27 protein-coding genes are annotated in these 22171 nt (G+C 27.8%); 10 read left to right on the top strand and 17 right to left on the bottom strand.

Annotated features, from left to right (window positions below; all coding sequences use genetic code 11):
• The first annotated feature begins 42 nt into the window (after nt 1–42).
• The 3 genes from ACSIGC_RS11000 to ACSIGC_RS10990 are packed head-to-tail and all read left to right on the top strand — an operon-like array spanning nt 43 to nt 1960.
• Nucleotides 43–1017 carry a LuxE/PaaK family acyltransferase gene (locus tag ACSIGC_RS11000; RefSeq protein WP_442264870.1) on the top strand — a complete coding sequence of 325 codons (975 nt, stop codon included), beginning with the start codon at nt 43–45 and terminating at the stop codon, nt 1015–1017.
• 44 nt (nt 1018–1061) lie between these two features.
• Complete coding sequence (locus ACSIGC_RS10995) at nt 1062–1514, top strand: YHS domain-containing (seleno)protein (RefSeq protein WP_442264869.1); 453 nt, start codon at nt 1062–1064, stop codon at nt 1512–1514.
• A gap of 2 nt (nt 1515–1516) precedes the next feature.
• Nucleotides 1517–1960 carry a YHS domain-containing (seleno)protein gene (locus ACSIGC_RS10990; RefSeq protein ID WP_442264868.1) on the top strand — a complete coding sequence of 148 codons (444 nt, stop codon included), beginning with the start codon at nt 1517–1519 and terminating at the stop codon, nt 1958–1960.
• On the opposite strand, the gene ACSIGC_RS10985 is transcribed toward ACSIGC_RS10990, so the two are convergent.
• The 3 genes from ACSIGC_RS10985 to ACSIGC_RS10975 all read right to left on the bottom strand — a co-directional run bounded on the left by ACSIGC_RS10985 (nt 1953) and on the right by ACSIGC_RS10975 (nt 5095).
• Nucleotides 1953–3224: an MFS transporter gene (locus ACSIGC_RS10985; RefSeq protein ID WP_442264867.1), complete on the bottom strand. Its 1272-nt coding sequence runs from the start codon at nt 3222–3224 to the stop codon at nt 1953–1955. The genes ACSIGC_RS10990 and ACSIGC_RS10985 overlap by 8 nt on opposite strands.
• 6 nt (nt 3225–3230) lie before the next feature.
• Nucleotides 3231–3890 (bottom strand): hypothetical protein, encoded by a 660-nt coding sequence (locus tag ACSIGC_RS10980; RefSeq protein WP_442264866.1) that lies wholly within the window; start codon nt 3888–3890, stop codon nt 3231–3233.
• A 209-nt stretch (nt 3891–4099) separates the two neighbouring features.
• Nucleotides 4100–5095, bottom strand: coding sequence for an NAD(P)H-dependent glycerol-3-phosphate dehydrogenase (locus ACSIGC_RS10975; protein ID WP_442264865.1), 996 nt, complete (start codon nt 5093–5095; stop codon nt 4100–4102).
• Between the two features lie 95 nt (nt 5096–5190).
• Between ACSIGC_RS10975 and dut the strand changes: the two genes are divergently transcribed.
• Nucleotides 5191–5622 carry a dUTP diphosphatase gene (dut, locus tag ACSIGC_RS10970; RefSeq protein WP_442264864.1) on the top strand — a complete coding sequence of 144 codons (432 nt, stop codon included), beginning with the start codon at nt 5191–5193 and terminating at the stop codon, nt 5620–5622.
• Here the strand turns inward: dut and ACSIGC_RS10965 are convergent.
• From ACSIGC_RS10965 to ACSIGC_RS10955, 3 genes are all read right to left on the bottom strand, one after another.
• Nucleotides 5619–6161, bottom strand: coding sequence for a GNAT family N-acetyltransferase (locus ACSIGC_RS10965; RefSeq protein ID WP_442264863.1), 543 nt, complete (start codon nt 6159–6161; stop codon nt 5619–5621). The two genes, dut and ACSIGC_RS10965, sit on opposite strands and share 4 nt — an antisense overlap.
• Before the next feature lie 129 nt (nt 6162–6290).
• Complete coding sequence (locus tag ACSIGC_RS10960; protein WP_442264862.1) at nt 6291–6809, bottom strand: peroxiredoxin-like family protein; 519 nt, start codon at nt 6807–6809, stop codon at nt 6291–6293.
• 10 nt (nt 6810–6819) lie between these two features.
• Nucleotides 6820–7401: an NAD(P)H-dependent oxidoreductase gene (locus ACSIGC_RS10955; RefSeq protein ID WP_442264861.1), complete on the bottom strand. Its 582-nt coding sequence runs from the start codon at nt 7399–7401 to the stop codon at nt 6820–6822.
• 156 nt (nt 7402–7557) lie between these two features.
• Here ACSIGC_RS10955 and ACSIGC_RS10950 point away from each other — a divergent pair, with 156 nt between their 5' ends.
• A complete protein-coding gene (locus ACSIGC_RS10950) occupies nt 7558–7893 on the top strand; it encodes a winged helix-turn-helix transcriptional regulator (RefSeq protein ID WP_442264860.1) in 336 nt (111 codons plus the stop codon).
• A 112-nt stretch (nt 7894–8005) separates the two neighbouring features.
• Here ACSIGC_RS10950 and ACSIGC_RS10945 read toward each other — a convergent pair whose 3' ends face one another.
• Together ACSIGC_RS10945 and recA are read right to left on the bottom strand one after the other, a co-directional pair.
• A complete protein-coding gene (locus ACSIGC_RS10945; RefSeq protein ID WP_442264859.1) occupies nt 8006–8221 on the bottom strand; it encodes an amidohydrolase family protein in 216 nt (71 codons plus the stop codon).
• 296 nt (nt 8222–8517) lie between these two features.
• Entirely contained in the window at nt 8518–9525 is a 1008-nt protein-coding gene (gene recA / locus ACSIGC_RS10940; protein WP_095074962.1) for a recombinase RecA, read from the bottom strand.
• Nucleotides 9526–9616: 91 nt separating this feature from the next.
• Here recA and ACSIGC_RS10935 point away from each other — a divergent pair, with 91 nt between their 5' ends.
• Entirely contained in the window at nt 9617–10198 is a 582-nt protein-coding gene (locus ACSIGC_RS10935; protein WP_442264858.1) for a pseudouridine synthase, read from the top strand.
• Here the strand turns inward: ACSIGC_RS10935 and ACSIGC_RS10930 are convergent.
• From ACSIGC_RS10930 to ACSIGC_RS10915, 4 genes are all read right to left on the bottom strand, one after another.
• The gene (locus ACSIGC_RS10930; protein ID WP_442264857.1) at nt 10195–10563 is read right to left on the bottom strand and encodes a hypothetical protein; all 369 of its coding nucleotides are present in this window, start codon (nt 10561–10563) and stop codon (nt 10195–10197) included. The genes ACSIGC_RS10935 and ACSIGC_RS10930 overlap by 4 nt on opposite strands.
• A gap of 219 nt (nt 10564–10782) precedes the next feature.
• Nucleotides 10783–11223, bottom strand: a complete 441-nt coding sequence (locus ACSIGC_RS10925; RefSeq protein ID WP_442264856.1) for a GNAT family N-acetyltransferase — start codon at nt 11221–11223, stop codon at nt 10783–10785.
• A 14-nt stretch (nt 11224–11237) separates the two neighbouring features.
• Nucleotides 11238–11669, bottom strand: a complete 432-nt coding sequence (rpiB, locus tag ACSIGC_RS10920; RefSeq protein WP_442264855.1) for a ribose 5-phosphate isomerase B — start codon at nt 11667–11669, stop codon at nt 11238–11240.
• A 783-nt stretch (nt 11670–12452) separates the two neighbouring features.
• Nucleotides 12453–13367 (bottom strand): diacylglycerol/lipid kinase family protein, encoded by a 915-nt coding sequence (locus ACSIGC_RS10915; RefSeq protein ID WP_442264854.1) that lies wholly within the window; start codon nt 13365–13367, stop codon nt 12453–12455.
• 118 nt (nt 13368–13485) lie between these two features.
• On the opposite strand from ACSIGC_RS10915, the gene rnr reads away from it, so the two are divergent.
• The 3 genes from rnr (at nt 13486) to ACSIGC_RS10900 (ending at nt 16649) form a co-directional block, all read left to right on the top strand.
• Nucleotides 13486–15684: a ribonuclease R gene (gene rnr / locus ACSIGC_RS10910; RefSeq protein ID WP_442264853.1), complete on the top strand. Its 2199-nt coding sequence runs from the start codon at nt 13486–13488 to the stop codon at nt 15682–15684.
• A gap of 68 nt (nt 15685–15752) precedes the next feature.
• The gene (locus ACSIGC_RS10905) at nt 15753–16430 is read left to right on the top strand and encodes a head GIN domain-containing protein (RefSeq protein WP_442264852.1); all 678 of its coding nucleotides are present in this window, start codon (nt 15753–15755) and stop codon (nt 16428–16430) included.
• A gap of 36 nt (nt 16431–16466) precedes the next feature.
• The gene (locus ACSIGC_RS10900; protein ID WP_095068690.1) at nt 16467–16649 is read left to right on the top strand and encodes a twin-arginine translocase TatA/TatE family subunit; all 183 of its coding nucleotides are present in this window, start codon (nt 16467–16469) and stop codon (nt 16647–16649) included.
• A gap of 50 nt (nt 16650–16699) precedes the next feature.
• Here ACSIGC_RS10900 and ACSIGC_RS10895 read toward each other — a convergent pair whose 3' ends face one another.
• The 4 genes from ACSIGC_RS10895 to ACSIGC_RS10880 all read right to left on the bottom strand — a co-directional run bounded on the left by ACSIGC_RS10895 (nt 16700) and on the right by ACSIGC_RS10880 (nt 20577).
• Nucleotides 16700–17377: a LytR/AlgR family response regulator transcription factor gene (locus ACSIGC_RS10895; RefSeq protein WP_442264851.1), complete on the bottom strand. Its 678-nt coding sequence runs from the start codon at nt 17375–17377 to the stop codon at nt 16700–16702.
• The gene (locus ACSIGC_RS10890) at nt 17374–18411 is read right to left on the bottom strand and encodes a sensor histidine kinase (RefSeq protein ID WP_442264850.1); all 1038 of its coding nucleotides are present in this window, start codon (nt 18409–18411) and stop codon (nt 17374–17376) included. Before ACSIGC_RS10890 ends, ACSIGC_RS10895 begins: the two co-directional genes overlap by 4 nt.
• Nucleotides 18408–19478 carry a serine hydrolase domain-containing protein gene (locus tag ACSIGC_RS10885; RefSeq protein ID WP_442264849.1) on the bottom strand — a complete coding sequence of 357 codons (1071 nt, stop codon included), beginning with the start codon at nt 19476–19478 and terminating at the stop codon, nt 18408–18410. Before ACSIGC_RS10885 ends, ACSIGC_RS10890 begins: the two co-directional genes overlap by 4 nt.
• A gap of 151 nt (nt 19479–19629) precedes the next feature.
• Nucleotides 19630–20577, bottom strand: a complete 948-nt coding sequence (locus ACSIGC_RS10880; protein ID WP_442264848.1) for an SPFH domain-containing protein — start codon at nt 20575–20577, stop codon at nt 19630–19632.
• 117 nt (nt 20578–20694) lie between these two features.
• Between ACSIGC_RS10880 and ACSIGC_RS10875 the strand changes: the two genes are divergently transcribed.
• Nucleotides 20695–21093, top strand: coding sequence for a DoxX family protein (locus ACSIGC_RS10875; protein ID WP_442264847.1), 399 nt, complete (start codon nt 20695–20697; stop codon nt 21091–21093).
• Nucleotides 21094–21231: 138 nt separating this feature from the next.
• On the opposite strand, the gene ACSIGC_RS10870 is transcribed toward ACSIGC_RS10875, so the two are convergent.
• Nucleotides 21232–22080 carry a class I SAM-dependent methyltransferase gene (locus ACSIGC_RS10870; RefSeq protein WP_442264846.1) on the bottom strand — a complete coding sequence of 283 codons (849 nt, stop codon included), beginning with the start codon at nt 22078–22080 and terminating at the stop codon, nt 21232–21234.
• Between the last annotated feature and the right edge of the window lie 91 nt (nt 22081–22171).

Raw genomic sequence — 22171 nt, 5'->3', positions numbered from 1 at the left:
TTTACAAAGGTTGCGTGAGTAACTTGTATTTTTGTCTGTATTATGGAAAATTGTTTCACACATATTAATTCTAATGATGAATTTGAAGCAAAAGCATTACAAACTTTTGCACATCAATTCGAAAATAATCGTGTATATCGATCTTTTTGTGATTTATTATACATTCACCCTAGTGATATAAAAGAAATACATGAAATTCCTTTCTTACCAATCCAATTTTTTAAATCACATAAAGTAGTAAGTGGAACAGCTTCTATTCAAGAAACTTTTAGTAGTTCTGGAACCACTGGAAGTATTACTAGCAAACATTATGTTTCTGATATTTCTTTATATGAAAAGAGTTATTTAGAAGGTTTTAAACATTTTTATGGAAACATAGAAGATTATGTTGTTTTAGCGCTTTTACCAAACTATTTAGAAAGAAAAGGTTCATCTCTAATATATATGGTTAACGACCTTATAAAAAGATCTAAAAACGCGGATAGTGGGTTTTATTTAAACAACTTAAATGAACTTGCTAATAAACTAACTTCTTTAGATAATGGACATAAAAAAGTGCTTTTAATTGGTGTTTCATTTGCTCTTTTAGATTTAGTTGAAATACATCAATTCAGTTTAAAAAATACCATTATTATGGAAACTGGTGGTATGAAAGGTAGAAGAAAAGAATTGATTAGAACAGAACTTCACCATATTTTAAAAAGTGGGTTTGGCGTTAATAAAATTCATTCAGAATATGGTATGACAGAGCTTTTAAGTCAAGGATATTCTACAGGAGATGGAATTTTTAATTGCCCTCCTTGGATGAAAATTCTTACCAGAGACACAGAAGATCCACTAACTATCACAAAAACAAAAAAAACAGGTGGAATTAACATTATTGATTTAGCTAATTATAATTCTTGTTCTTTTATTGCAACTCAAGATTTAGGAAAAATTTACGATGATAATTCTTTTGAAATTATTGGTCGTTTCGATAATTCTGACATTCGTGGTTGTAATTTAATGGTATTTTAAGAGACAAATAATATATTTATAAACTGATTTAAAATAGTTTACCAATGAAAAAAGCAATCTTTCTTCTATCTACAATTTTCGCATCAATTACATTTTATCAATGCGGACCAAAAACAGATGATAAACTAGCTGTTGGTGGTTACGATGTAGTTTCTTACTATTCAACTGATGGACCTGTAAAAGGAAACGAAACATTTACCACAGATGTTAATGGAAAAACCTATTACTTTTCTAACAAAGAAAGTTTAAACGAATTTACGAGTAATCCAGATAAATATATTCCTCAATATGGTGGATATTGTGCCTATGCTGTGGCTGAAAAAAAGATTAAAATGGGTGTAGATCCGGAAGTTTATGAAATAAGAGATGGTAAATTATACCTTTTCTATAATTCATTTTTTGCTAATAAATTAAATGATTGGCAAGAAGGAGATACAAAAGCTTTACAAGCTAAAGGAGATAAAAATTGGGAAGAAATGAAAAATTCAGATAAATAATTATGGGTCGTTTTTTATTCGCTTTACTATTTATAACAACAACTGTTTTTAGTCAAACAGAACATTTTAATACAAAAAAAGGAATTGTAGCTAAAGGTTACGATGTTGTGGCTTATTTTAATAATACTGCTGCCATTAAAGGAAAAAAGAAATTAAGTACAAATCATAACGGTGCTACATATCGTTTTTCTTCAGAAGAAAACTTAAAAATTTTTAAAGAGAATCCTGAGAAATATGTACCTCAATATGGTGGATATTGTGCTTATGCAATTGGTGTTAATGGCGAAAAAGTAGATATAAATCCTAAGACTTTTGAAATAAGAGACGGAAAATTATATCTTTTCTATAATTCTTGGGGTACCAATACCTTAAAATTATGGTTAAAAGAAGATCCAAAAAAATTAAAAGAACAAGCAGATAAGAACTGGTCGAAAATTACTAATTAGTTTTTTCTTCTTGTTCTTGCATATCTTTAGTTAAATCCAGCCTTCTTAAGGTTGGATTTAATATTCCTGTACTAATCACAGTTAATAAAGTCATTGTACCTCCAAAAACTACAGCAGTTACTGTTCCCATTAATTTGGCTGTTAATCCACTTTCTAAAGCTCCTAATTCATTTGAAGAGCCAACAAACATTGAGTTTACTGAAGCGACTCTACCTCTCATATGATCTGGTGTTTTTAACTGTAAAATAGTTTGCCTAATAACCATAGAAACTCCATCAGTAACACCACTAAAAAATAAAGCAATAAGTGATATCCAAAAACTTGTTGATAAACCAAAAATTATAATACACAAACCAAATCCAAAAATCGCAGCTAATAATTTCATTCCTGCATTTTTACTAATTGGTATATACGCGGTAGTTAACATCGTTAGAAAAGCTCCTACTGCAGGTGCAGCTCTTAAAAAACCAAATCCTTTGGAACCTACTTGTAAAATGTCTTGAGCAAAAACTGGTAATAAAGCTATTGCACCTCCAAAAAGAACAGAAATCATATCTAAAGTTATAGCACCTAATATAGCTTTAGTTTTAAAAACAAATGAAATACCTTCTTTTAAACTTTTAGAAACAGGTTCACCTTTTTTAGGATTCATAATTGGTTTTCTTTTTATAAGAAATACTAAAAAAGAAGAAAGTAAAACTAAACTAAAAACAATACATAAAGATAAATTTACACCAATTAGATATATAGTATATCCTGCAAAAGCTGGTCCTAAAACACTCGCCATTTGCCAAGTAGAACTACTCCATGTTGCTGCATTTGGATATAATTTCTTAGGTACAATTAAAGCTATTAAAGAAAAAATAGTTGGTCCAAAGAAAGATCGTAATAAACCTCCAAAAAACACTAATGCATAAATTGAATATAAAACTGTATTAGAACTCCATCCAAAAATAAAATCTGGATTAGTTAAAAAATATAGTCCAAAACTTATTAATGAAAATAAACCAATACATAACGCAAAAAGATTCCTCTTCTCTTTCTGATCTACAATATGACCAGCAAATAAAGCCATAGAAAAAGCTGGTAAGAATTCAAATGCTCCTATTAAACCTAAACTCCATGGATCTTTAGTTATCGAATATACTTGCCACTCGATTATTATAAATTGCATAGACCAAGCAAATACAAGTAAAAACCTTACCAATAAAAAAATATTAAACTCTTTAATTCGTAAGGACGCGTAGGGATCTTGTTTTTGCATAAAGTGTTAGCTTAATTTTAAATCCATAAGGATTGAAAATGTTTCATTTACATCATTCTCTTTTACAACAATTGTCATTTCATGTGTTGTTGAAATTACTTCTTGAACAGCAATGTTTGCCCAAGCAAATTGTTTTAAAATGAAATAGTAAATTCCTGATTGCTCTAAGTTTTCTTTTGGTAATTTTATAGTAATAGAGGCTAAGTTATCTACGTTATTAATTAAAACCTCTTTTAAAAAAGTTTCCTGTATTAATGGTTGTAAACTTTTACTGGCTACAATATTTGTTTCAAAAATACCTTGAGATATGGTTAAAAATAAATCGTTATTCTCTGCAGACTTACCTAAAATAGTGGCTATTTTTTTAAATAATGTGGGAGAATTTTTAAAGGTAAAATCACATAAATCCGAACGCACAATTACATCTCCTAAATCTAAAGCTAATTTCTTAATATTCTTTCGAATACGAAGTTCATTAGCAGGTGATAATCTGTTTATTGCCATCATTACAGCTCCAACTTTTACTTCTTTTTTTAATTGTTGAGCTACTTCAGGTAAAATTAACCTGGCTAATGAGGAAACGTTGATTAACTTTTCGTTTAGGGCTTCTTCTATAAAGGGAGTTTTTCTTATAGTAATTTCAACAGCTTCTTGAATTGTTTTCATCGTTGTTTAAAAATATACTAGTTGTTGTAAAAATATTAAAATTTGTTAATTTTTATTTAACTTTTTCTAAAATATTTAATAACCTATTTATGCCTCTAAAATTTTTTTTTAATTTACTTTTGTGGCGTAAAAATTTTAGGCGTTAGATGATGTTTGATTTCATTTTGTAGGTATTATTTGAAGGGTTTTTATACTTTTAATTTGAAAAATTAATCTAACATATTTGTTAGTTTCTCAAACACTTCTTTCGCCTCTTTTTTTCCATATAAAATGCTGTAAATAGCATCTATAATAGGCGTTTTTGCACCATTTTCTTCATTAATCTTATAGGCACTTTTTGTTGCATAATATCCTTCAGCTACCATATTCATTTCTAACATTGCAGATTTTACTGTATATCCTTTACCAATCATGTTTCCAAACATTCTATTTCTACTGAATACAGAGTAACCTGTTACTAGTAAATCTCCTAAATAGGCAGAGTTATTAATATTTCGTTTCATTCGGTGTACTTTTTTAATGTATCGTTTCATTTCACGAATAGCATTACTCATTAACACCGACTGAAAATTATCACCATATCCTAATCCATGTGCTATACCTGCAGCAATTGCATAAATATTTTTCAACATGGCAGAATATTCTGTTCCAAAAATATCGTCAGATACTTTTGTTTTTATATATCTTCCTTTAATACATTTACTAAGCTCCTCTGCTTTCTTTTCATCTTGAGAAGCAATTGTTAAATACGATAAACGCTCCATAGCAACTTCCTCTGCATGACAAGGTCCTGCAATTACTCCTATATTTTCATAAGATACATTATAGTGTTTATGAAAATGTTCACCTACAATTAATCCTGTTTCAGGAACTATACCTTTAATCGCAGAAAAAATGATTTTATTATCTAATGATACATTTAATTTTTCTAATTCTGAATTTAAAAAAGCTGAAGGAATAGCAAAAATTAATACATCATAGTTTTCTACTAAAGAATTAATATCATTTGTTAAATCTAATTGTTCTGGATGTAATTCTGCAGAACTTAAATAATTCGGATTATGCTTATTTCTTTTAATATGTTCTATCGCATAAATGCTTCTCATATACCAACCTATTTTGGTTTTATTTTCTGATAACATTTTAACAATTGCAGTAGCCCAACTTCCTCCACCAATAACGGCTATTTTTTCAAATTCGCTCATTTATATCGTTTGTTTTATGATGCTAAATTAATAAAACTATAATCTAGTGCGTAATTGTTAGTATTATTTATCTTTGAAACGCTAAAAAATGTGAAATGAACGTTGAAATAATTAACAAATCGAAGCATCAAATTCCTACTTATGAAACTGAAGGTTCTGCAGGAATGGACTTAAGAGCTAATTTAAACGAACCTGTTGTTTTAAAGCCTTTAGAAAGAGCTATTATTAAAACAGGATTATTTATTGCTTTACCTCAAGGTTTTGAAGCACAAGTAAGACCAAGAAGTGGTTTGGCTGCTAAAAAAGGAATTACTGTTTTGAATTCTCCTGGTACTGTAGATGCAGATTATAGAGGTGAAATTGGAGTGATTTTAGTAAATCTTTCTAATGATGAATTTACCGTAAACGATGGTGAGCGAATTGCACAATTAGTAATAGCTAAACACGAACGTGTAAACTGGCAAGAAGTTTCTGTATTAGATGAAACTGAAAGAGGTGATGGTGGATTTGGAAGTACTGGAGTTTAATTCAGTATTTTATACACTTGACTCATTTTTCTGTATTTATCAAATAATAAATCAAAAGGTAAAAAGCAATGTGAATGGTATTGGTAACCTAGTTTTTTATAAAACTCAAAAGCTTGTGGTTTTTCATCCATAGCATCTAACCAAATCATTTCATATTGTTTTTTCTTTGCTTCATTTTCCAACCATAATAATAATTGCTTTCCAACACCTTTACCTTGTGTTTTAGTATGTAAGTAAATTCGATGTAGTTTTACTGCTTTTCTTTTCTCAGTAAAATTTTCTAATTCACTATTCCAGTTTACTTTAAAATTACCAACTTTTTCTCCATCAACAACTACAAAATAATAATCTGAATTTGTTTCAGCTAACTCTTTTTCTATATTTTCTTTAGAATACTGGCTATTTATATACCAATTACCAGCGTCTTCCCAGAAATAATGATATGCTTGAGAATATATTTCGTTCATTAAAACAAACAAAACTGAAGTGTCATTTGAAGTTATTGGAATTAAACTTATTTGCTTACTTACTGTAATCACTTTTTTCTTTTAAAAATAAAAAAACAGCTGTAGTTTAACTACAACTGTTCTTGAATTTCACAGAAATCTATTCAATGTTTATTTTTTATAAATTTCATTTCCATTAAAAACAGTTGTACGCAAGCTAAACTAAAGCATTTCACCTCTTGCAGGATAACCTGACTGAACAATATAATCTACCGCTTTTACAAAAGAAGGAAGATATGGTCTTCCCCAAGGACTACTGTTTATAGCTGAATAATAAATTTGATTACTATTATCTATTAAAAATAATCCTGGTTCACTAAACTCACTTGGTTCACTATCTTTTACTCCTGCACTTAAATACAAAGCCCAATCTCTGGCTAATTTTTCAGATAAACCATAACCCAAAGTAAGATTAGACAATTCCCACTTTTGACGAGAAAGTCTTGCTCTCTTTTCTGTATCCATACTCACAGCTACGACATTAACGCCTCTTTGCTCAAATTCAGGCAACAACTCTTGTAGTTGTTGTAAGTACTTTTTGCATAGTGGACAATGCAATCCTCTATAAAAAACAACCAAAGTAAAATTTTCTGGATTTTGTTCTTCTAAAATCCATTGATTTCCATCTAATAATGGAAATTGTAAATCTGGTGCTATATGTTTTGGTGTTGGTCTATCCATAATGAATACTTTAAAAGTTTGCTTTTAAATGATTTTCAAAACGATTAAAATCATTCTCGATTTCTGGGTTTTTCATTACATCATATGCCATAAATGTTGGTAATGATTCAAAACCAAACCATTTAAAATTAAGATGCATTGGTTTTAAAAGTTCATCTTCGCTTATTCCATTAAAAAATGTTTCTTCTGGATTGTTAAATGCCTCTTTAGGTGCATTAGCAGTTACTGACATCATATACTTTCCGTTTAACTTTCCACCTAATCCGTAATTCTTCTTCGGTGCTTCTTTACTTCTTCCATCACCATCGGACATTTCGCCCATCATACCCATCGAAAAAACTTCATCAATGTATTTTTTAAACGACCAACTTACGCCCATCCAGTTCAATGGTGTTTGAAAAAAGACCACATCTGCCCATTTGAATTTTTCGATTTCTTCATTAACATCATAATTATCTTCCATTGTAGTCTTCTTTATATTATAACCATTGCTCTTAAAGTAGCTTTCTGCTTTTTCAGTTAAAGTTTTGTTTAACTTTCCTTCAGAAAATGGGTATTTCTGATGACCGTTGATTATAAAAATATTTTTCATTTTAAATTTTTAATTACATTTGTATCACAAAGAAACTAATATTAGTTTAAAAATGAAACTATTAAGTTTTCATTTGAACAAATAGTGGTAACCAAAAAGTAACTAATGGCAAGAAAATATATAGACAACCCGAATGCTTGTTCACTTGTACATACAATGAACATAATTGGCAATAAATGGAAACCGATTATTTTATATTTACTATCAAATGGTTCTATGCGATTTGGAATGCTGAACACTCTAATACCTACAATCTCAAAAAAGGTGCTGACTAATCAGCTGAAAGAATTAGAAAACGATGGATTACTTTTAAGACAGTCTTTTGCCGAAATTCCACCAAGAGTTGAATATTCATTAACAGAAAAAGCTGTTGGACTTTTGCCCGTTTTAAGAATGTTAAGTGATTGGGCAAATGAAGCTTATCCTGAAGTGGAATTTGAACAATGTAGAATAATAGAAAATGGAAAAACCAGCGTACAACAACATGAATAAGCAATAGTGATTTAAGCACTTAACTTGAACTTTATTTTACTAAAAATAAGTACATTGCTAATCGTAAAAATATTCTGATCTACAACAATAAATCTGCTAATTTCCCTACCTCTTAAGAACCAACTTCATTTTCTTGTCGCATAACATAAGCACGATTAATTGTATAAGATTTTATAGCTTCTTTTAATGAAATATTTTGCGGATTACGTGTTACTGCATTTTGAATTCCTACAAATGGATTTAATGTACTTACATTCCAATCACTACTTAATGTTAGTCGTACATTAGCATCTGTAAGAGATTTAATCGGAACTAAATTATTCGCCAATTTTGTTCCTACTAATTCAGCATTTTCTTGCCAGAATTCTGGTTTTGTAAATTTCTGTATGAAAAACTCGATAATTATTCTAATTCTGTAATAGAAATTTTCTGATTGTATTGAGTTCTTAAATAGGAAACTACTTGTTGCAAACGTTGTTTATAGAATTCTTTTGTTTCCATACCACAAATGTAATATTGAAGATAATCAGTATTTTTGTCCTAAATTGACAATTGACTTTTTAAGATACAAAAAAAGCAATTGAGTTATTCAATTGCTTTTTTACATATTATTAGAAAATCTATTTATTCTTGATTTTCTATAGCTTCTTTAATTTTGTTTTCAAGCTCTTCCATTAATTCAGGATTATCTTTAATAATACCTTTTACAGCATCTCTACCCTGACCTAATTTTGTATCTCCGTAACTAAACCAAGATCCACTCTTTTTAACAATACCAAGTTCTACACCGATATCTAAAATTTCACCAACTTTAGAAATTCCTAATCCATACATAATATCAAATTCTGCAGTTTGGAAAGGTGGTGCTACTTTGTTTTTAACAATTTTTACCTTAGTACTGTTACCAATAACACGATCTCCATCTTTAATTTGTGTTCTTCTACGGATATCTAAACGAACAGAAGCATAGAATTTTAATGCGTTACCACCTGTTGTAGTTTCTGGATTACCAAACATTACACCAATCTTTTCACGTAACTGGTTAATAAATATTACTGTACAGTTTGTTTTACTAATAGTAGCAGTTAATTTACGCAATGCTTGAGACATTAAACGTGCATGTAATCCCATTTTAGAATCACCCATTTCACCTTCAATCTCAGATTTTGGAGTTAAAGCTGCTACAGAATCGACAACAACAATATCAATAGCTCCAGAACGAATTAAGTTATCCGCAATTTCTAGTGCTTGTTCACCATGATCTGGTTGAGATATAATTAAGTTATCAACATCTACACCTAAACTTTCAGCATAAAAACGATCGAAAGCATGTTCTGCATCAATAAATGCTGCAATTCCACCAGCTTTTTGAGCTTCAGCAATGGCATGTATAGTTAAGGTTGTTTTACCAGAAGATTCTGGTCCGTATATTTCAATAATTCTTCCTCTAGGATATCCACCTACACCTAACGCTAAATCTAAACCTAAAGAACCAGAAGAAATCGCATCTACATCGTCGATTACTTTATCTCCTAATTTCATTACAGTTCCTTTTCCGTAAGACTTATCTAATTTATCTAGAGTGAGTTGAAGCGCTTTTAATTTCGCTTCTTTTTCTTTATCTGTTGCCATAAAATTGGTAAAAATTATTATAAAATAAGATATGCTAAGTTATGAAAAAAGTAGTGTAATTTTGATTCCTTTTTCAGATTAACTATTTATTATGGAACATCGTCATTTTATTATTCATAAACCTTTCGGATTTCTTTCTCAGTTTATCAACAATCAAACTAAGAGACAGAAAAAAATGTTAGGAGAATTACACGATTTTCCTGAAGGAACAATGGCTATTGGACGTTTAGATGTAAAATCTGAAGGTTTATTATTGTTAACAACAGATGGAAAAGTAAGTGATTTTATTACGACACGCGGTAAAGTAGAGAAAGAATACTATGTACAAGTAGATGGTGCAATTACTAACAAAGAAATTGAATTGTTAAAAACTGGTGTTAAAATTGGTATTAAAGGTGAAAAGTATCTGACAAAACCTTGTAAAGTTAGTGTTATTGATACTCCTAATTTTCCGGAACGATCTATGAAAATTAGAGACGATAGACACGGACCAACATCTTGGATTTCAATTATATTACAAGAAGGAAAATATCGTCAGGTTCGTAAAATGACTTCAGCTGTTGGTTTTCCAACACTACGTTTGATTCGTGTTCGAATAGGAAATATATGGTTAAATAATTTACCTTCAGGTGGTGTTAAGGAAGTTGATGATTTAATGGAACTTGTTAACTAAATTTTCATATTAACTCTCACATTTCTACCCTTCAAATCATTATAAAAATCATCTAAGTTTTTTTCTGTCCAGTTTTCATCGTAACAATCTACATCTAAATTAGAGCAATAAAACTTTCTAGTGATTGTATTTTGCAATTTTAATTTTATATAATTACTTCCTAAATCTAAAAATAACCAAGAAATTAAATTCATTGGAAAACTTTTTCCTTTATTAATTTCTATATCTCTCAAATCTTTAAAATTATATTTTTCAAATCGTGTAAAAGGAAAATTTCTATTAATAATTATAATTTTGTCTTCTAATATTACAAATGAATTACTATAGTATGCTGTAAGTAAATAACCTAAGAATAAGTATGACATTATAGGTATTAATACTATCAAATTTGATACAATAAATTTAAAAAAATCATAATTTAAAAAAATAGAAAAAGGTAATAATATTAAAAAAAGTAGAGATAAACTAAACAACCAAGACTTTACAGGACTATAATAAATTGTATAATTAGAATAATTATGAACCTTTAAATATTTATCAATCCTTCTATCTTTAAATTGAAAAGAAATTCCTGTTAACATAAACTATTTTCTAATCATATGAATATGAGGAATCCCATCTTCTATGTAACCTTCACCAACTTGTTGAAAACCATGGGATTCGTAAAACTTTTGTAAATAAGTTTGCGCTCCTATTTTTATAGTTTCTGTAGAAAATTTGTTGATAACAGTGTTTATAGAGAATTTCATTAAATCGTGGCCATAACCATATTTACGTTCTTCTTGTTTAACAATAACTCTACCTATACTTGCATGTTCATAGTAATCATTTGGTTTAAATAATCTAGTATATGCTACTAAATTCCCGTTTTTCATACCTAAAACATGTAAAGCTTTATCATCTTTACCATCAATATCTTGATACACACAATCTTGTTCAACAATAAATACTTCCGAACGAAATTGTAATATATTATAAAGCTCCCTTAAAGAGAGCTCATTAAAAGATTTTACTAAAAATTCCATTTATTAACTAGTTATTAACTACAAGCGATTTTAGATACTCTATTTTGGTGACGACCACCTTCAAATTCTGTATCAAGGAAAATTTTTACAAAACCCAACGCTTGTTGTAATGAAACAAAACGAGCTGGAATTGTTAATATATTCGCATTATTATGCTGTCTTGATAAAGCAACTAATTCATTATTCCAACATAAGGCAGCTCTAATTCCTTGATGTTTGTTTGCAGTCATTTGTGCTCCATTACCACTTCCACATAAAATAATACCTAAATCGGCTTCATTATTTTCAACTGCATTAGCTGTTGGATGAATTGTGTCTGGATAATCCATACTACCATTATCATCTGTTCCAAAATTAACTACAGTATGACCTAATTCTTCTAATAATTTGATGATTTCAAACTTATATTCTGTACCTGCGTGATCATTACCAATAGCAATAGTCATAATTTCTTGATTTTAATTGTGTTGTTGGTCACAAAAATAGTGTTATTAACGGTTATCAACAGTAATTAACAATGCTTTTTTTGAAAAGAGTAATAAACAACTTAAAATAAACGATTTACCAATATTTCTAAATTGTTAAGAACTACTAAGAAGTTTATCAAAAGATTTTTTGTCTTTCTGAGTTTTTTTTACAATACAGCGGTCTACATGAATTATGCAACTTTTTTTTTTAGTTTTTTAATCTGAATTTATCAACATAAAATTTACAATTTATTTACAGTGAATAAGAAATTAACTATTCATAATAAATAGTGTATTTCTGTTTAAGATGATTGTTAATAACTATGTTTTATAGTTGATTTTCAATCTATTTTTATACTCATAAATTGTTAACTTCATTTAATAAGTGACAAAACCAAATTTAAATTCATAAAACAATTCCACAAATTAACAGACTATTATAATCAGTTTTCTTTTTTTAAAATTTTAAATAAAAACAATTAATAATAATATAAGTTGTTAATAAGGAAAAAGAGTTAAGACATTTTGATTAGGTAAAGAATGTCTTTTTTAGAAGAAATAACTTTAGATGAGTCTTTTTTACTAAGTGATGTATTGATACTTACTGCTGCAACAATAATGCCTGTAATAAATATTACAAGAAAGAAGATAATTATTTTACGTAAGTTTTTCACTTTGTAGTAGTTAGTTTATATAAAGACGAGAAAATTTAAGAAATGTTACATTTTTCTTAAGATTTTTTTAACTAACTTTTTGGTAGTACTAAGTATTTACTACAAAATTTATAGCTTTTTTAATAATTTGTACAGTTACTGGACCTGTACCAATTAATTCTCCATCAGCTTGTATATATATATTAGAAGTTGATAAATCAGGTACAATTGTTATTTGATCAGATAAAAAAGTTTCTACTTTGTTATGATTTATTATTTGACCATTATATAATTTTTTAATATTTAAAATTAAATCTTTAAATGTTAGATTCTTAGCTATAGTAATATCTAAAAATCCATTTGAAGAATTTTTATAATTAGTTAATTGCATTCCTCCAGCAGAATATTTACATATACCAAAAAGAGTCATTAAACATTTAGTTTTTATAATTTCATTGTTAACTTGTATAGTAAATGAAGTTTTTTTATAAAAAAGCAAACCATACAAGCCACTTATTAAATAAGCAATACTGCCTAATTTTTTTAATTTTTTTAGTTTATTAACAACATAACCATCATAGCCAATTCCCGCTACGTTATTGAAATAAGTAGAATTATTTTTAAGTTTTAAATAACCAATATCTTGACAAACAGTTTTTTCCGATTTAATTATTTCAATATTTTTAGAAATTTTTTGAGGTATTTTATAAGTTTTTACCCAATCATTACCTGTTCCTAAAGGAATTACACCAACTGTTATTTCATTAGAAGAAACTTTATTTTGAGTCATTATTCCATTAACAATGTTATGAAGAGTACCATCACCTCCAACAGAAATAAATTTTTTAATTCCGTTATTAATAGCTTCATGAACTAGTTCTATTTCATGTTTTTCATGTGTTGTTAATGCATAAGAATACTTTATGTTGTTGTTATTTAAGTGATATTTAATTTCTCCTAAAATTGAAGATAAAGAAGTATTACCAGCAGTAGGGTTTATAATAACAAACCAACATGTATTCATAAATAAAAAATTAAAAATAAGCTTGTAAAGTACAAAAATGTATTGATAACAATTATTTAATAGTTATAACCACTAAATTTCTTTGTACTTTGCTTTCTGATAAATTATAAAAGATTATATGCCTAAAAAGAAGAAAATTTACAAGAAGAAAGGTAAGGTGATAAAGGATTTAACGAGAAAGATTTTTAAAATCTTAAATGAAGACAGTAACAAGGCTTTTAATTACAAGCAAATTGCTAGCAAAATTGCTATTAGTGATACAGACGGAAGAAATCAAATTATAAAGAAACTTCACGAACTGGCTGCTACAAATAAAATTGTAGAAGTAGAAAAAGGAAAGTATAAAATTAATGCAGATCGTAAATATCATATTGGTACAATGGATCTTACTAGTAATGGTAACGGTTATTTTATTTGTGATGATTTTGAAGATGATATTTTTGTTCCTTCAGTAAATATAAATAAAGCTTTACAAGACGATATTGTTAGGGTTTATGTGTATAACAAAAGAAAAACATCTAAACTTGAAGCAGATGTTGTTGAAATCATTGAAAGAGCTCGACAAGAGTTTGTAGGAACATTACAAATGAGTAAAAATTTCGGTTTTGTTTTACCAGATAATTCTAAAATGTATGCAGATATATTTGTATCGAAAGGAAAATTAAATGGGGCCGATAATGGAGACAAAGTAGTCGCTAAGATTACAGATTGGCCAGAAAACTCTAAAAATCCATTTGGAAAAATTACTCAAATCTTAGGAAAGCCAGGAGATCATGATACTGAAATACACTCGATTTTATTAGAATACGGATTACCTTATGAGTTTCCAAAAGAGGTAGAAGAAGATGCAGAAAAATTAACTATAGCTATTACCAATGAAGAAGTTGCTAAACGTAGAGATATGAGAAATGATCTTACGTTTACAATAGATCCAAAAGATGCAAAAGATTTTGATGATGCTTTATCATTTACAGTTTTAGAAAATGGTAATTATGAAATTGGAATTCATATTGCTGATGTTTCTCATTATGTACAACCAAAAACAATTTTAGATGACGAAGCTTATGACAGAGCAACTTCTGTGTATTTAGTTGATCGTGTTGTACCTATGTTACCAGAAATGTTATCTAATGGAGTTTGTTCTTTACGTCCGAATGAAGAAAAATTGACTTTTTCTGCTGTATTTGAGATGAATGAAAAAGCGCAAATTTTAAATCAGTGGTTTGGAAGAACAGTTACTTATTCTGATAAACGTTTTGCATACGAAGAAGCTCAAGCCATTATAGAAAGTAAAACGAATGTGGTTCCTGTTGAGGTTTCATTATCAGGTTCAGCATATACTGTAGATGAGAATATTTCTAATGCTATTTTAAAATTAGATGAATTAGCTAAGAAAATGCGTAGTAAGAGAATGAAATCTGGAGCAATATCTTTTGATAAAGTGGAAGTAAAATTTCATTTAGATGAAAATGCTAATCCGGTTGGTGTATTCTTTAAAGAAGGAAAAGATGCTAATAAATTAATTGAAGAATTTATGTTATTAGCTAACAGAAAAGTAGCAGAATTTATAGGAAAAGCTAAAGGAGGAAAACCTAGTAATAAAACATTTATTTATCGTGTTCATGATGAACCTGATATTGAAAAACTAGCTTCTTTACAAAACATTGTATCTAAATTCGGATATAAAATTGATACTCAAACAAGAGAAACTACTTCTCAGTCTTTAAATGAACTTTTAAAGGAAGTTCAAGGAAAAGGAGAAGCAAATATGGTTGAGACTTTAGCAATTCGTTCTATGAGTAAAGCCGTTTATACCACACAAAATATTGGACATTACGGTTTAGCTTTTGAGTATTATAGTCACTTTACTTCACCAATTCGAAGATATCCAGATGTAATGACACACAGATTATTACAACATTATTTAGATGGAGGTACTTCACCAAAAGTTGAAGCTTATGAAGAACGTTGTAAACATTCTTCAAAAATGGAAGAACTTGCAGCAAAAGCAGAACGTGAATCTATTAAGTATATGCAAGTTAAGTATATGCAAGATCATAAAGATGTGGAATTTGAAGGTGTTGTTTCTGGTGTCACAGAATGGGGGATTTATGTTGAAATTATAGCTAATAAATGCGAAGGAATGGTTCGTATTAGAGATATAAAAGATGATTATTACATTTTTGATGAAAAACAGTATGCAGTTGTAGGTCAGGCTACTCAAGCTGTAATTCAATTAGGAGATGAAGTTGTTGTTAAAGTTAAACATACAGATCTTGAAAGAAAACATTTAGATTTTGATTTAATTTCACATTAAACTTTAACTTTTTCAATATACTAATCACACAAATTTTTAGTTTAATTTGTAATTATAATCACCTAATAATGAAACAAATATTATTTTTTAAATTTTGTTTTCTTTCTATTTTTACTTTTGCTCAAACTACAATTACGAAGCAACTGAAAGATTTTGAGATTCTTAAAGTATACAATGGTATCGATATAGAATTAATAAAATCTGATAAGCAAGAAATTTATATTACTGGAGAGAAAGCAGAAAAAGTAAGAATTAAACAACAAGGCAAGAAATTAAAAATATCATTACGCTTTCCTGAAACTACAGCAGATGGAAAAGTAAAAGCTAAATTATATTTTAATAAAGATATTAACATTATAGATGCAAATGAAGGAGTTACGTTAACATGTAAAGAGATAAATCAAAACCATGTTGAAATTAAAGCTCAAGAAGGGGCATTTATGAACTTAGTTGTTAATACTAAACATTTAACTGTAAAGAGTTCTTCTGGTGGAGTTATTAAACTCTCTGGTGAAGCTAAAAATCAAACAGTTAAATTAGATTTAGGAGCAACTTATCATGGTTACAATTTAAAAGTTACTAATGTTTGTACAGTAACTGCTGGTTCTGGAGCAAAAGCTGAAATACATTCAGGAGAGACTTTAAATGCTAAAGTAAGTTTTGGTGGAACAATACTTTATAAAGGCAAGCCAGAACTTATTGAAGAAAAGAAAGTAATTGGTGGAACTATTGAAAGAAGTAACTAAAGTTTTTTATATCTTTGCAATATAAAATTTTGGATGATGAATACATTAACAACATTTTTAGCAATTCCTGGTGGAGCGTCTATAGCATTAATAGTAGTTGTAGTACTATTATTATTTGGAGGAAAGAAAATTCCTGAATTAATGAGAGGTTTAGGTTCTGGTATTAAGGAATTTAAAGATGCTACCAAAGAAGAGGACGATAGAATCGAAGAGAAATAATTTTTAATAAATTATATATGTAAAGCTCACAATTTTGTGAGCTTTTTTTATTACATTAAACTTTGCAGTACTTCTTTTTTTAATCGAACACTTATAGGTACTTTACAATCACGTATTACAATTAAATTACCACTAATCTCATCGATTTTATTTTTTGATATGATATAGGATTTATGTGTTTTTATGAACTCATTTTTAGGCAATTGATCATGCATTTGTTTTAAAGTAATATGTGTAATAATTATTTCTTTTTCTGTAATTACTTTCACATAGTTTTGCATAGATTCTATGAATAGAATATCACTAGTTGCAACTCTTTTTATTGCATCAGATGTTTTAATAAAAATTGTATTGTTATTATCTTCTTTAGTTAACAAACGCTCTGCTTTATTAACAGCTTGTAAAAATCTATTGAAAGGAATAGGTTTTACTAAATAATCTATAACTTCAAAATCATAGCTTTCTAATGCATGTTCAGAATATGCACTGGTAATTATTACAAGTGGTGAGTTTTTAAGTGTTTTTAACCATTCTAATCCAGTTAATAATGGCATGTTAATATCTAAGAAAATTAAGTCAATTTCATGAGATTGTAAATATTCATTAGCTATAATTGCATTTTTACACAAAGCAATAACTTTTACTAAAGGAATCTGATCACAATACTCTTTAATTCCTTCTCTGGCTAAAGGCTCATCATCAACAATTAAACAATTTATTTTTCTCAATTTAAATGTATTATAAGTTCAACTTCATGTGTATCTTCAGTAGATTTAATATTTAAATCATATTTATCTTTATAGAGTAAATTTAATCTCTTTCTTACATTTTTTAAACCTATTCCCCCACTCTTTGCCTGATGATGAAAAGAATCTTTAGAGTTATTAACTATTAGTTTTAAAAGGTTATTTCTTTCTACAATTGAGATTGATATAATATTATTTTTTGCTTCATTATGATTACTAATATGTTTAAAAGCATTTTCTATGAAAGGAATTAATAATAAAGGCATAATCAAATTATGTTCTTTTTCAATATCTATATTTAAATTTAAAACGATATCCTCTCCTTTTCTTATTCTTTCTATACTAATGTATTCTTCTATGTAATTTATCTCTTTATAGAGCTCTATTTTGTTTGTATTACTCTCGTAAAGTTGATAACGTAATAAATTAGAAAACTTAAGTAGTGTGCTTTTAGCATTAGCGTTATTCTTTCCAATTAAATGATAAATACTATTAATTCCATTGAATAAAAAATGTGGATTTAATTGAGCTTTTAAGTATTTTAATTCAGCATTATGATTCTCTATTAGTAATTCTTGTTTTGCTCTCTCAGATTTGATGTATTCTTGTTGAAAACGGTAATAAAACCCAACTATAAAATAAATGAAATGAAATATTGAATTATGATAAAACCATATTATTCCAGCTGCAATTGGTTCAAAATTATACACATGATACTTTACTGCTAAAGCAACATCTAAATAGGTTTCAACATAGGTTATTAAAAAGAATAGTACTATAGAAAAGCCCCAAAACATTGCTTTTTTATTTTTTACATAATACTTAGGAACTAGCCAAAACACTTGAATGTAAAATAATAAAGCATTAAAAAACATACCATATAGGTATGCTTTTTTTAATAATCCTTCTTCTTTTCCAAATCCATTCCAATTTAAATTACCGGAAGTTATATATATATAGCTTAATAACCAGAAAGTTAAATGTAATAAGATTATAAAAATTCTCTTTTTTATCATTTCATTAGTTTCTTAAATAAAGAAAAGCATAAATTATCTAAACTCGATGATTTACCATGAAAAGCTGAAATATTAGATAATACTAAAACTGCTTTTTTAGATTCCTTATGAAATACTAAACAAGATCTATATCCACCAGTTCCTCCATTATGCCAGTACAACTTTTTATTTTTACTGTCTATAATTTGCCAACCTAAACCAATTTTAGCCACTTTATTTACAGCAAATGTTTCTTTTAATGGTAATGTATACATTGGATCATTTTCGAAGTTTTTACGGATAAATTTTTCCATATCTTCAGTTGTAGATTTTATTCCTCCTGCTCCAACCAAAGCATCCGTAAAATCCCAATTACTTGCAAAACTACCATCAGGATTTAGACCTTTTACCAATTTACTTTTGTCTTTTACATTTGTTGAAGTACTATTCATTTGTAAAGGATTTAGAATAGTTTCATTTAGCAATTGATGATAAGTTTTCTTTGCTTTTTTTGCTAATATATATCCTAATAAACCCATTCCTAAATTAGAATACACACTGTTTTCACCAGCTTTATATTCATAGTCAATTTTCCCATTCAAATACTTTTTTAAGTCATCATTAGTATACTCTTTATATGGATTTGTTGGATTCTTTTCCATTTGTTTATACATGTTAGAAGGTAAAACTGGAAGTCCAGAACTATGATTTGATAAATGCTGTAAAGTAATACTATCGCCTTTATCAATAGTAAAATCAAAGTTACTTTGTAGAGTTTCATTCAAAGTAGTCTTACCATGCTGTATTGAATTAGATAACAAAATATTAGTAAATACTTTTGTAATAGATCCTATTTCAAAAATACTTTCTTTATTATCAATACTATTTATAGTACCATTTTGTTTTCTAACACCTAAGTACTCTGAATTATCTCCATCTATAACTAACACTGATAACTCTGTATTAGTGGGAAATTCTTTTATGAAATTTTTAATATCTGAAGAATAATCTTTACCATCCTTTTGAGCTTTAAGATTAAAAAAGCTTATTAAACCTAAGATAATACAAGTGTTTTTAAAGTACTTCATTTCCATTATTTTAATATTTTATAACAAAGAAATAAAGGATTTGAATACTTTACTATTTTGTTTGATGAACGTATATATTTATTTGATAAACGTAAAAAATCCAGTAGTAAAACTACTGGATTTTAATATATTTTAATTTATAGATGTATCATTAATCTTCAGAATCATCTTTCTTTTTGTTTTTTGCTTTTTTCATAGCTTCACCAATTTGGTTACTTGCTGTAAAAGAGGCCACCATGTTATTTAACATGTCACTACCTGCTTGTGGTGAGTTTGGTAGTAAAATTAAATTACTATTTGTCTCCTCTCCTATCGATTGTAATGTATCGTAGTGTTGCGTTACAACGATTAATGCAGAAGCTTCTTGACTGTTAATACCAACTTTATTTAAAACTTCTACAGATTCTTCTAAACCACGCGCAATCTCTCTTCTTTGGTCTGCAATACCTTGACCTTGTAATCTTTTACTTTCTGCTTCTGCTTTTGCTTTTTCAACAATTAAAATACGTTGAGCATCTCCTTCATATTGAGCAGCAATTTTTTCTCTTTCAGAAGCATTAATTCTATTCATTGCAGCCTTTACTTGAGCATCAGGATCGATATCTGTTACTAACGTTTTAATAATGTCATATCCATACTCCATCATTGCATCATTTAATTCAGATTTTACTGCAATTGCAATATCATCTTTTTTAACAAATACATCATCTAACTTCATTTTAGGTACTTCAGCACGAACAACATCAAATACATAACTTGTAATCTGATCGTGTGGATAATCTAATTTATAGAAAGCATCATATACCTTATCTTTTATTACTTTATATTGAACAGAAACCTTTAAACGTACGAATACATCATCTAAAGTCTTTGTTTCTACAATTACATCTAATTGTTGAATTTTTAAGCTTAACTTCCCTGCAATACGGTCTACTAATGGTATTTTTATATGTAAACCAGACTGTCGAATACTGTGAAACTTACCAAAACGCTCAATAATAGCAGCAGTTTGTTGTTTTACTATAAAGAATGCAGATATCAATAATATTATAGATAAAAATATTATTAATGGTATTAATGGATTGGATAATAATGACATAGTTAAATTTTTTTAAGTTGATTTATTTATAAATATAGCTATTTAAGTTACTTATATGACGCAATTTTTTTTAATTGTTACAATATGTAGTAATTTTATCCTAAAACAAACTTTTTTATGGAACTTTTTCAAAAACACATAACAGAAATTTTATTACTTTTATTTTTAATAGTTACTTTCTTACAGTCCGGTATAGATAAAGTTACAGACTGGAAAGGTAATGCTTCTTTTATTAAAGAACATTTTAAAAATTCTCCTTTAAAAAATTCTGTGCCTATCTTATTAGCAATTATTTTAATTATGGAACTTTTAGCCGGTGCTTTAATGTTCGTTGGAATTTTTCACTTATCAACAACAGGTGCAAAAGAAATAGCTTTAATTGGTGCAGTACTTTCTGCATTAAGTTTAATTTTTCTTTTAGTCGGACAAAGATTAGCAAAAGATTATGCAGGTGCTATGACATTAGCAGTTTATTTTATAATTGCAATTTTCGGAGTGTATTTATTAAGTAAATAAAATTTATATTAAATAAAATAAATATAATTTTTAATTATAATAAACGCTTTAAATAATGGGATTTAAAGCGTTTTTATTTTTAATTAATATAATTTTATAGATGAGTTGTAAATCCTTTTTAAAACCACCTATAAATGATTATTTCTTATTTTTTATGATGTAGATATGAGATGAATATTCTTCTGTTGATAATCCTTTTATATTAGACCATAATCCAACAAAAAAAGCATTTAAAAAGTTGTTTCTTCCTCTTTTATATTTTTCAGATAACATAGAAACATAGAATGAATCAAATAACATTGGTTTTATATTTACAACTTCCATTTTGATTTTATCAAAGATTCTTGAGATACTATTTTTTGAAAAATGCCAAATATGTCTTGGTACATCATAAGCAGCCCAATAATTTTTATAATAAACAGCATCAAAACTTTTATAATTTGGTACAGCAATAATTAAAGTTCCATTTTCTGTCAACATGTTTTTAATTTTGTTAATAGTATTATCTAAATCTGTTACATGTTCTAAAACATGCCACATTGTTATTACATCAAATTTCTGTTCATGTAATTCATCAATTGAATTTAATATAACTAAATTTTTAGTTCGTCCTATATCTCTTGCTTTAGAATTTGGTTCAATACCTACAACTTCCCAATCGTTGTTTTTACATTCTTTTATAAAATCTCCAGTACCACATCCTATGTCTAATATTGACTTACTTTTATTGATGTAATTATTTATTAATTTTATTTTTTTTGATATAGTATATTTTCTTACACTCTGATATATCTTATTAATTATACCTTCACTACTGTCTGTATGTGAAATGTATTCTTCGCTTTCATAATAAGAACTCAAATTATCAGGTATTGGGTTTGTAATTAATAAATCGTATTCTTCGTTTCTTAATAATTTAAATTCTTCTTTACTTACTGAATGATCTTTACAATCTATATAAAGGGAAGTGTTTTTATTGTAGTTCAAGTTACTTTTATTTTAAGTTCCACGTGAAACTTTACGGTTTCAAAATGGTAAATTTAAAAAATGTTCCACAAGGAACATTCTCTTTTTTGAT

This window comes from Tenacibaculum aquaeponti (assembly GCF_052084715.1).
In the GTDB taxonomy this organism is placed as follows: Bacteria; Bacteroidota; Bacteroidia; order Flavobacteriales; family Flavobacteriaceae; genus Polaribacter.
Note: the sequence above shows the minus strand (reverse complement) of the source record. Positions and strands in the feature narration are given on the sequence as shown.

Coding starts and splice junctions, on each gene's coding strand:
- ACSIGC_RS11000 (WP_442264870.1), top strand. CDS start 43: ATGGAAAATTGTTTCACACATATTAATTCTAATGATGAATTTGAAGCA.
- ACSIGC_RS10995 (WP_442264869.1), top strand. CDS start 1,062: ATGAAAAAAGCAATCTTTCTTCTATCTACAATTTTCGCATCAATTACA.
- ACSIGC_RS10990 (WP_442264868.1), top strand. CDS start 1,517: ATGGGTCGTTTTTTATTCGCTTTACTATTTATAACAACAACTGTTTTT.
- ACSIGC_RS10985 (WP_442264867.1), bottom strand. CDS start 3,224: ATGCAAAAACAAGATCCCTACGCGTCCTTACGAATTAAAGAGTTTAAT.
- ACSIGC_RS10980 (WP_442264866.1), bottom strand. CDS start 3,890: ATGAAAACAATTCAAGAAGCTGTTGAAATTACTATAAGAAAAACTCCC.
- ACSIGC_RS10975 (WP_442264865.1), bottom strand. CDS start 5,095: ATGAGCGAATTTGAAAAAATAGCCGTTATTGGTGGAGGAAGTTGGGCT.
- dut (WP_442264864.1), top strand. CDS start 5,191: ATGAACGTTGAAATAATTAACAAATCGAAGCATCAAATTCCTACTTAT.
- ACSIGC_RS10960 (WP_442264862.1), bottom strand. CDS start 6,809: ATGGATAGACCAACACCAAAACATATAGCACCAGATTTACAATTTCCA.
- ACSIGC_RS10955 (WP_442264861.1), bottom strand. CDS start 7,401: ATGAAAAATATTTTTATAATCAACGGTCATCAGAAATACCCATTTTCT.
- ACSIGC_RS10950 (WP_442264860.1), top strand. CDS start 7,558: ATGAACATAATTGGCAATAAATGGAAACCGATTATTTTATATTTACTA.
- recA (WP_095074962.1), bottom strand. CDS start 9,525: ATGGCAACAGATAAAGAAAAAGAAGCGAAATTAAAAGCGCTTCAACTC.
- ACSIGC_RS10935 (WP_442264858.1), top strand. CDS start 9,617: ATGGAACATCGTCATTTTATTATTCATAAACCTTTCGGATTTCTTTCT.
- ACSIGC_RS10930 (WP_442264857.1), bottom strand. CDS start 10,563: ATGTCATACTTATTCTTAGGTTATTTACTTACAGCATACTATAGTAAT.
- ACSIGC_RS10925 (WP_442264856.1), bottom strand. CDS start 11,223: ATGGAATTTTTAGTAAAATCTTTTAATGAGCTCTCTTTAAGGGAGCTT.
- rpiB (WP_442264855.1), bottom strand. CDS start 11,669: ATGACTATTGCTATTGGTAATGATCACGCAGGTACAGAATATAAGTTT.
- ACSIGC_RS10915 (WP_442264854.1), bottom strand. CDS start 13,367: ATGAATACATGTTGGTTTGTTATTATAAACCCTACTGCTGGTAATACT.
- rnr (WP_442264853.1), top strand. CDS start 13,486: ATGCCTAAAAAGAAGAAAATTTACAAGAAGAAAGGTAAGGTGATAAAG.
- ACSIGC_RS10905 (WP_442264852.1), top strand. CDS start 15,753: ATGAAACAAATATTATTTTTTAAATTTTGTTTTCTTTCTATTTTTACT.
- ACSIGC_RS10900 (WP_095068690.1), top strand. CDS start 16,467: ATGAATACATTAACAACATTTTTAGCAATTCCTGGTGGAGCGTCTATA.
- ACSIGC_RS10890 (WP_442264850.1), bottom strand. CDS start 18,411: ATGATAAAAAAGAGAATTTTTATAATCTTATTACATTTAACTTTCTGG.
- ACSIGC_RS10885 (WP_442264849.1), bottom strand. CDS start 19,478: ATGAAGTACTTTAAAAACACTTGTATTATCTTAGGTTTAATAAGCTTT.
- ACSIGC_RS10880 (WP_442264848.1), bottom strand. CDS start 20,577: ATGTCATTATTATCCAATCCATTAATACCATTAATAATATTTTTATCT.
- ACSIGC_RS10875 (WP_442264847.1), top strand. CDS start 20,695: ATGGAACTTTTTCAAAAACACATAACAGAAATTTTATTACTTTTATTT.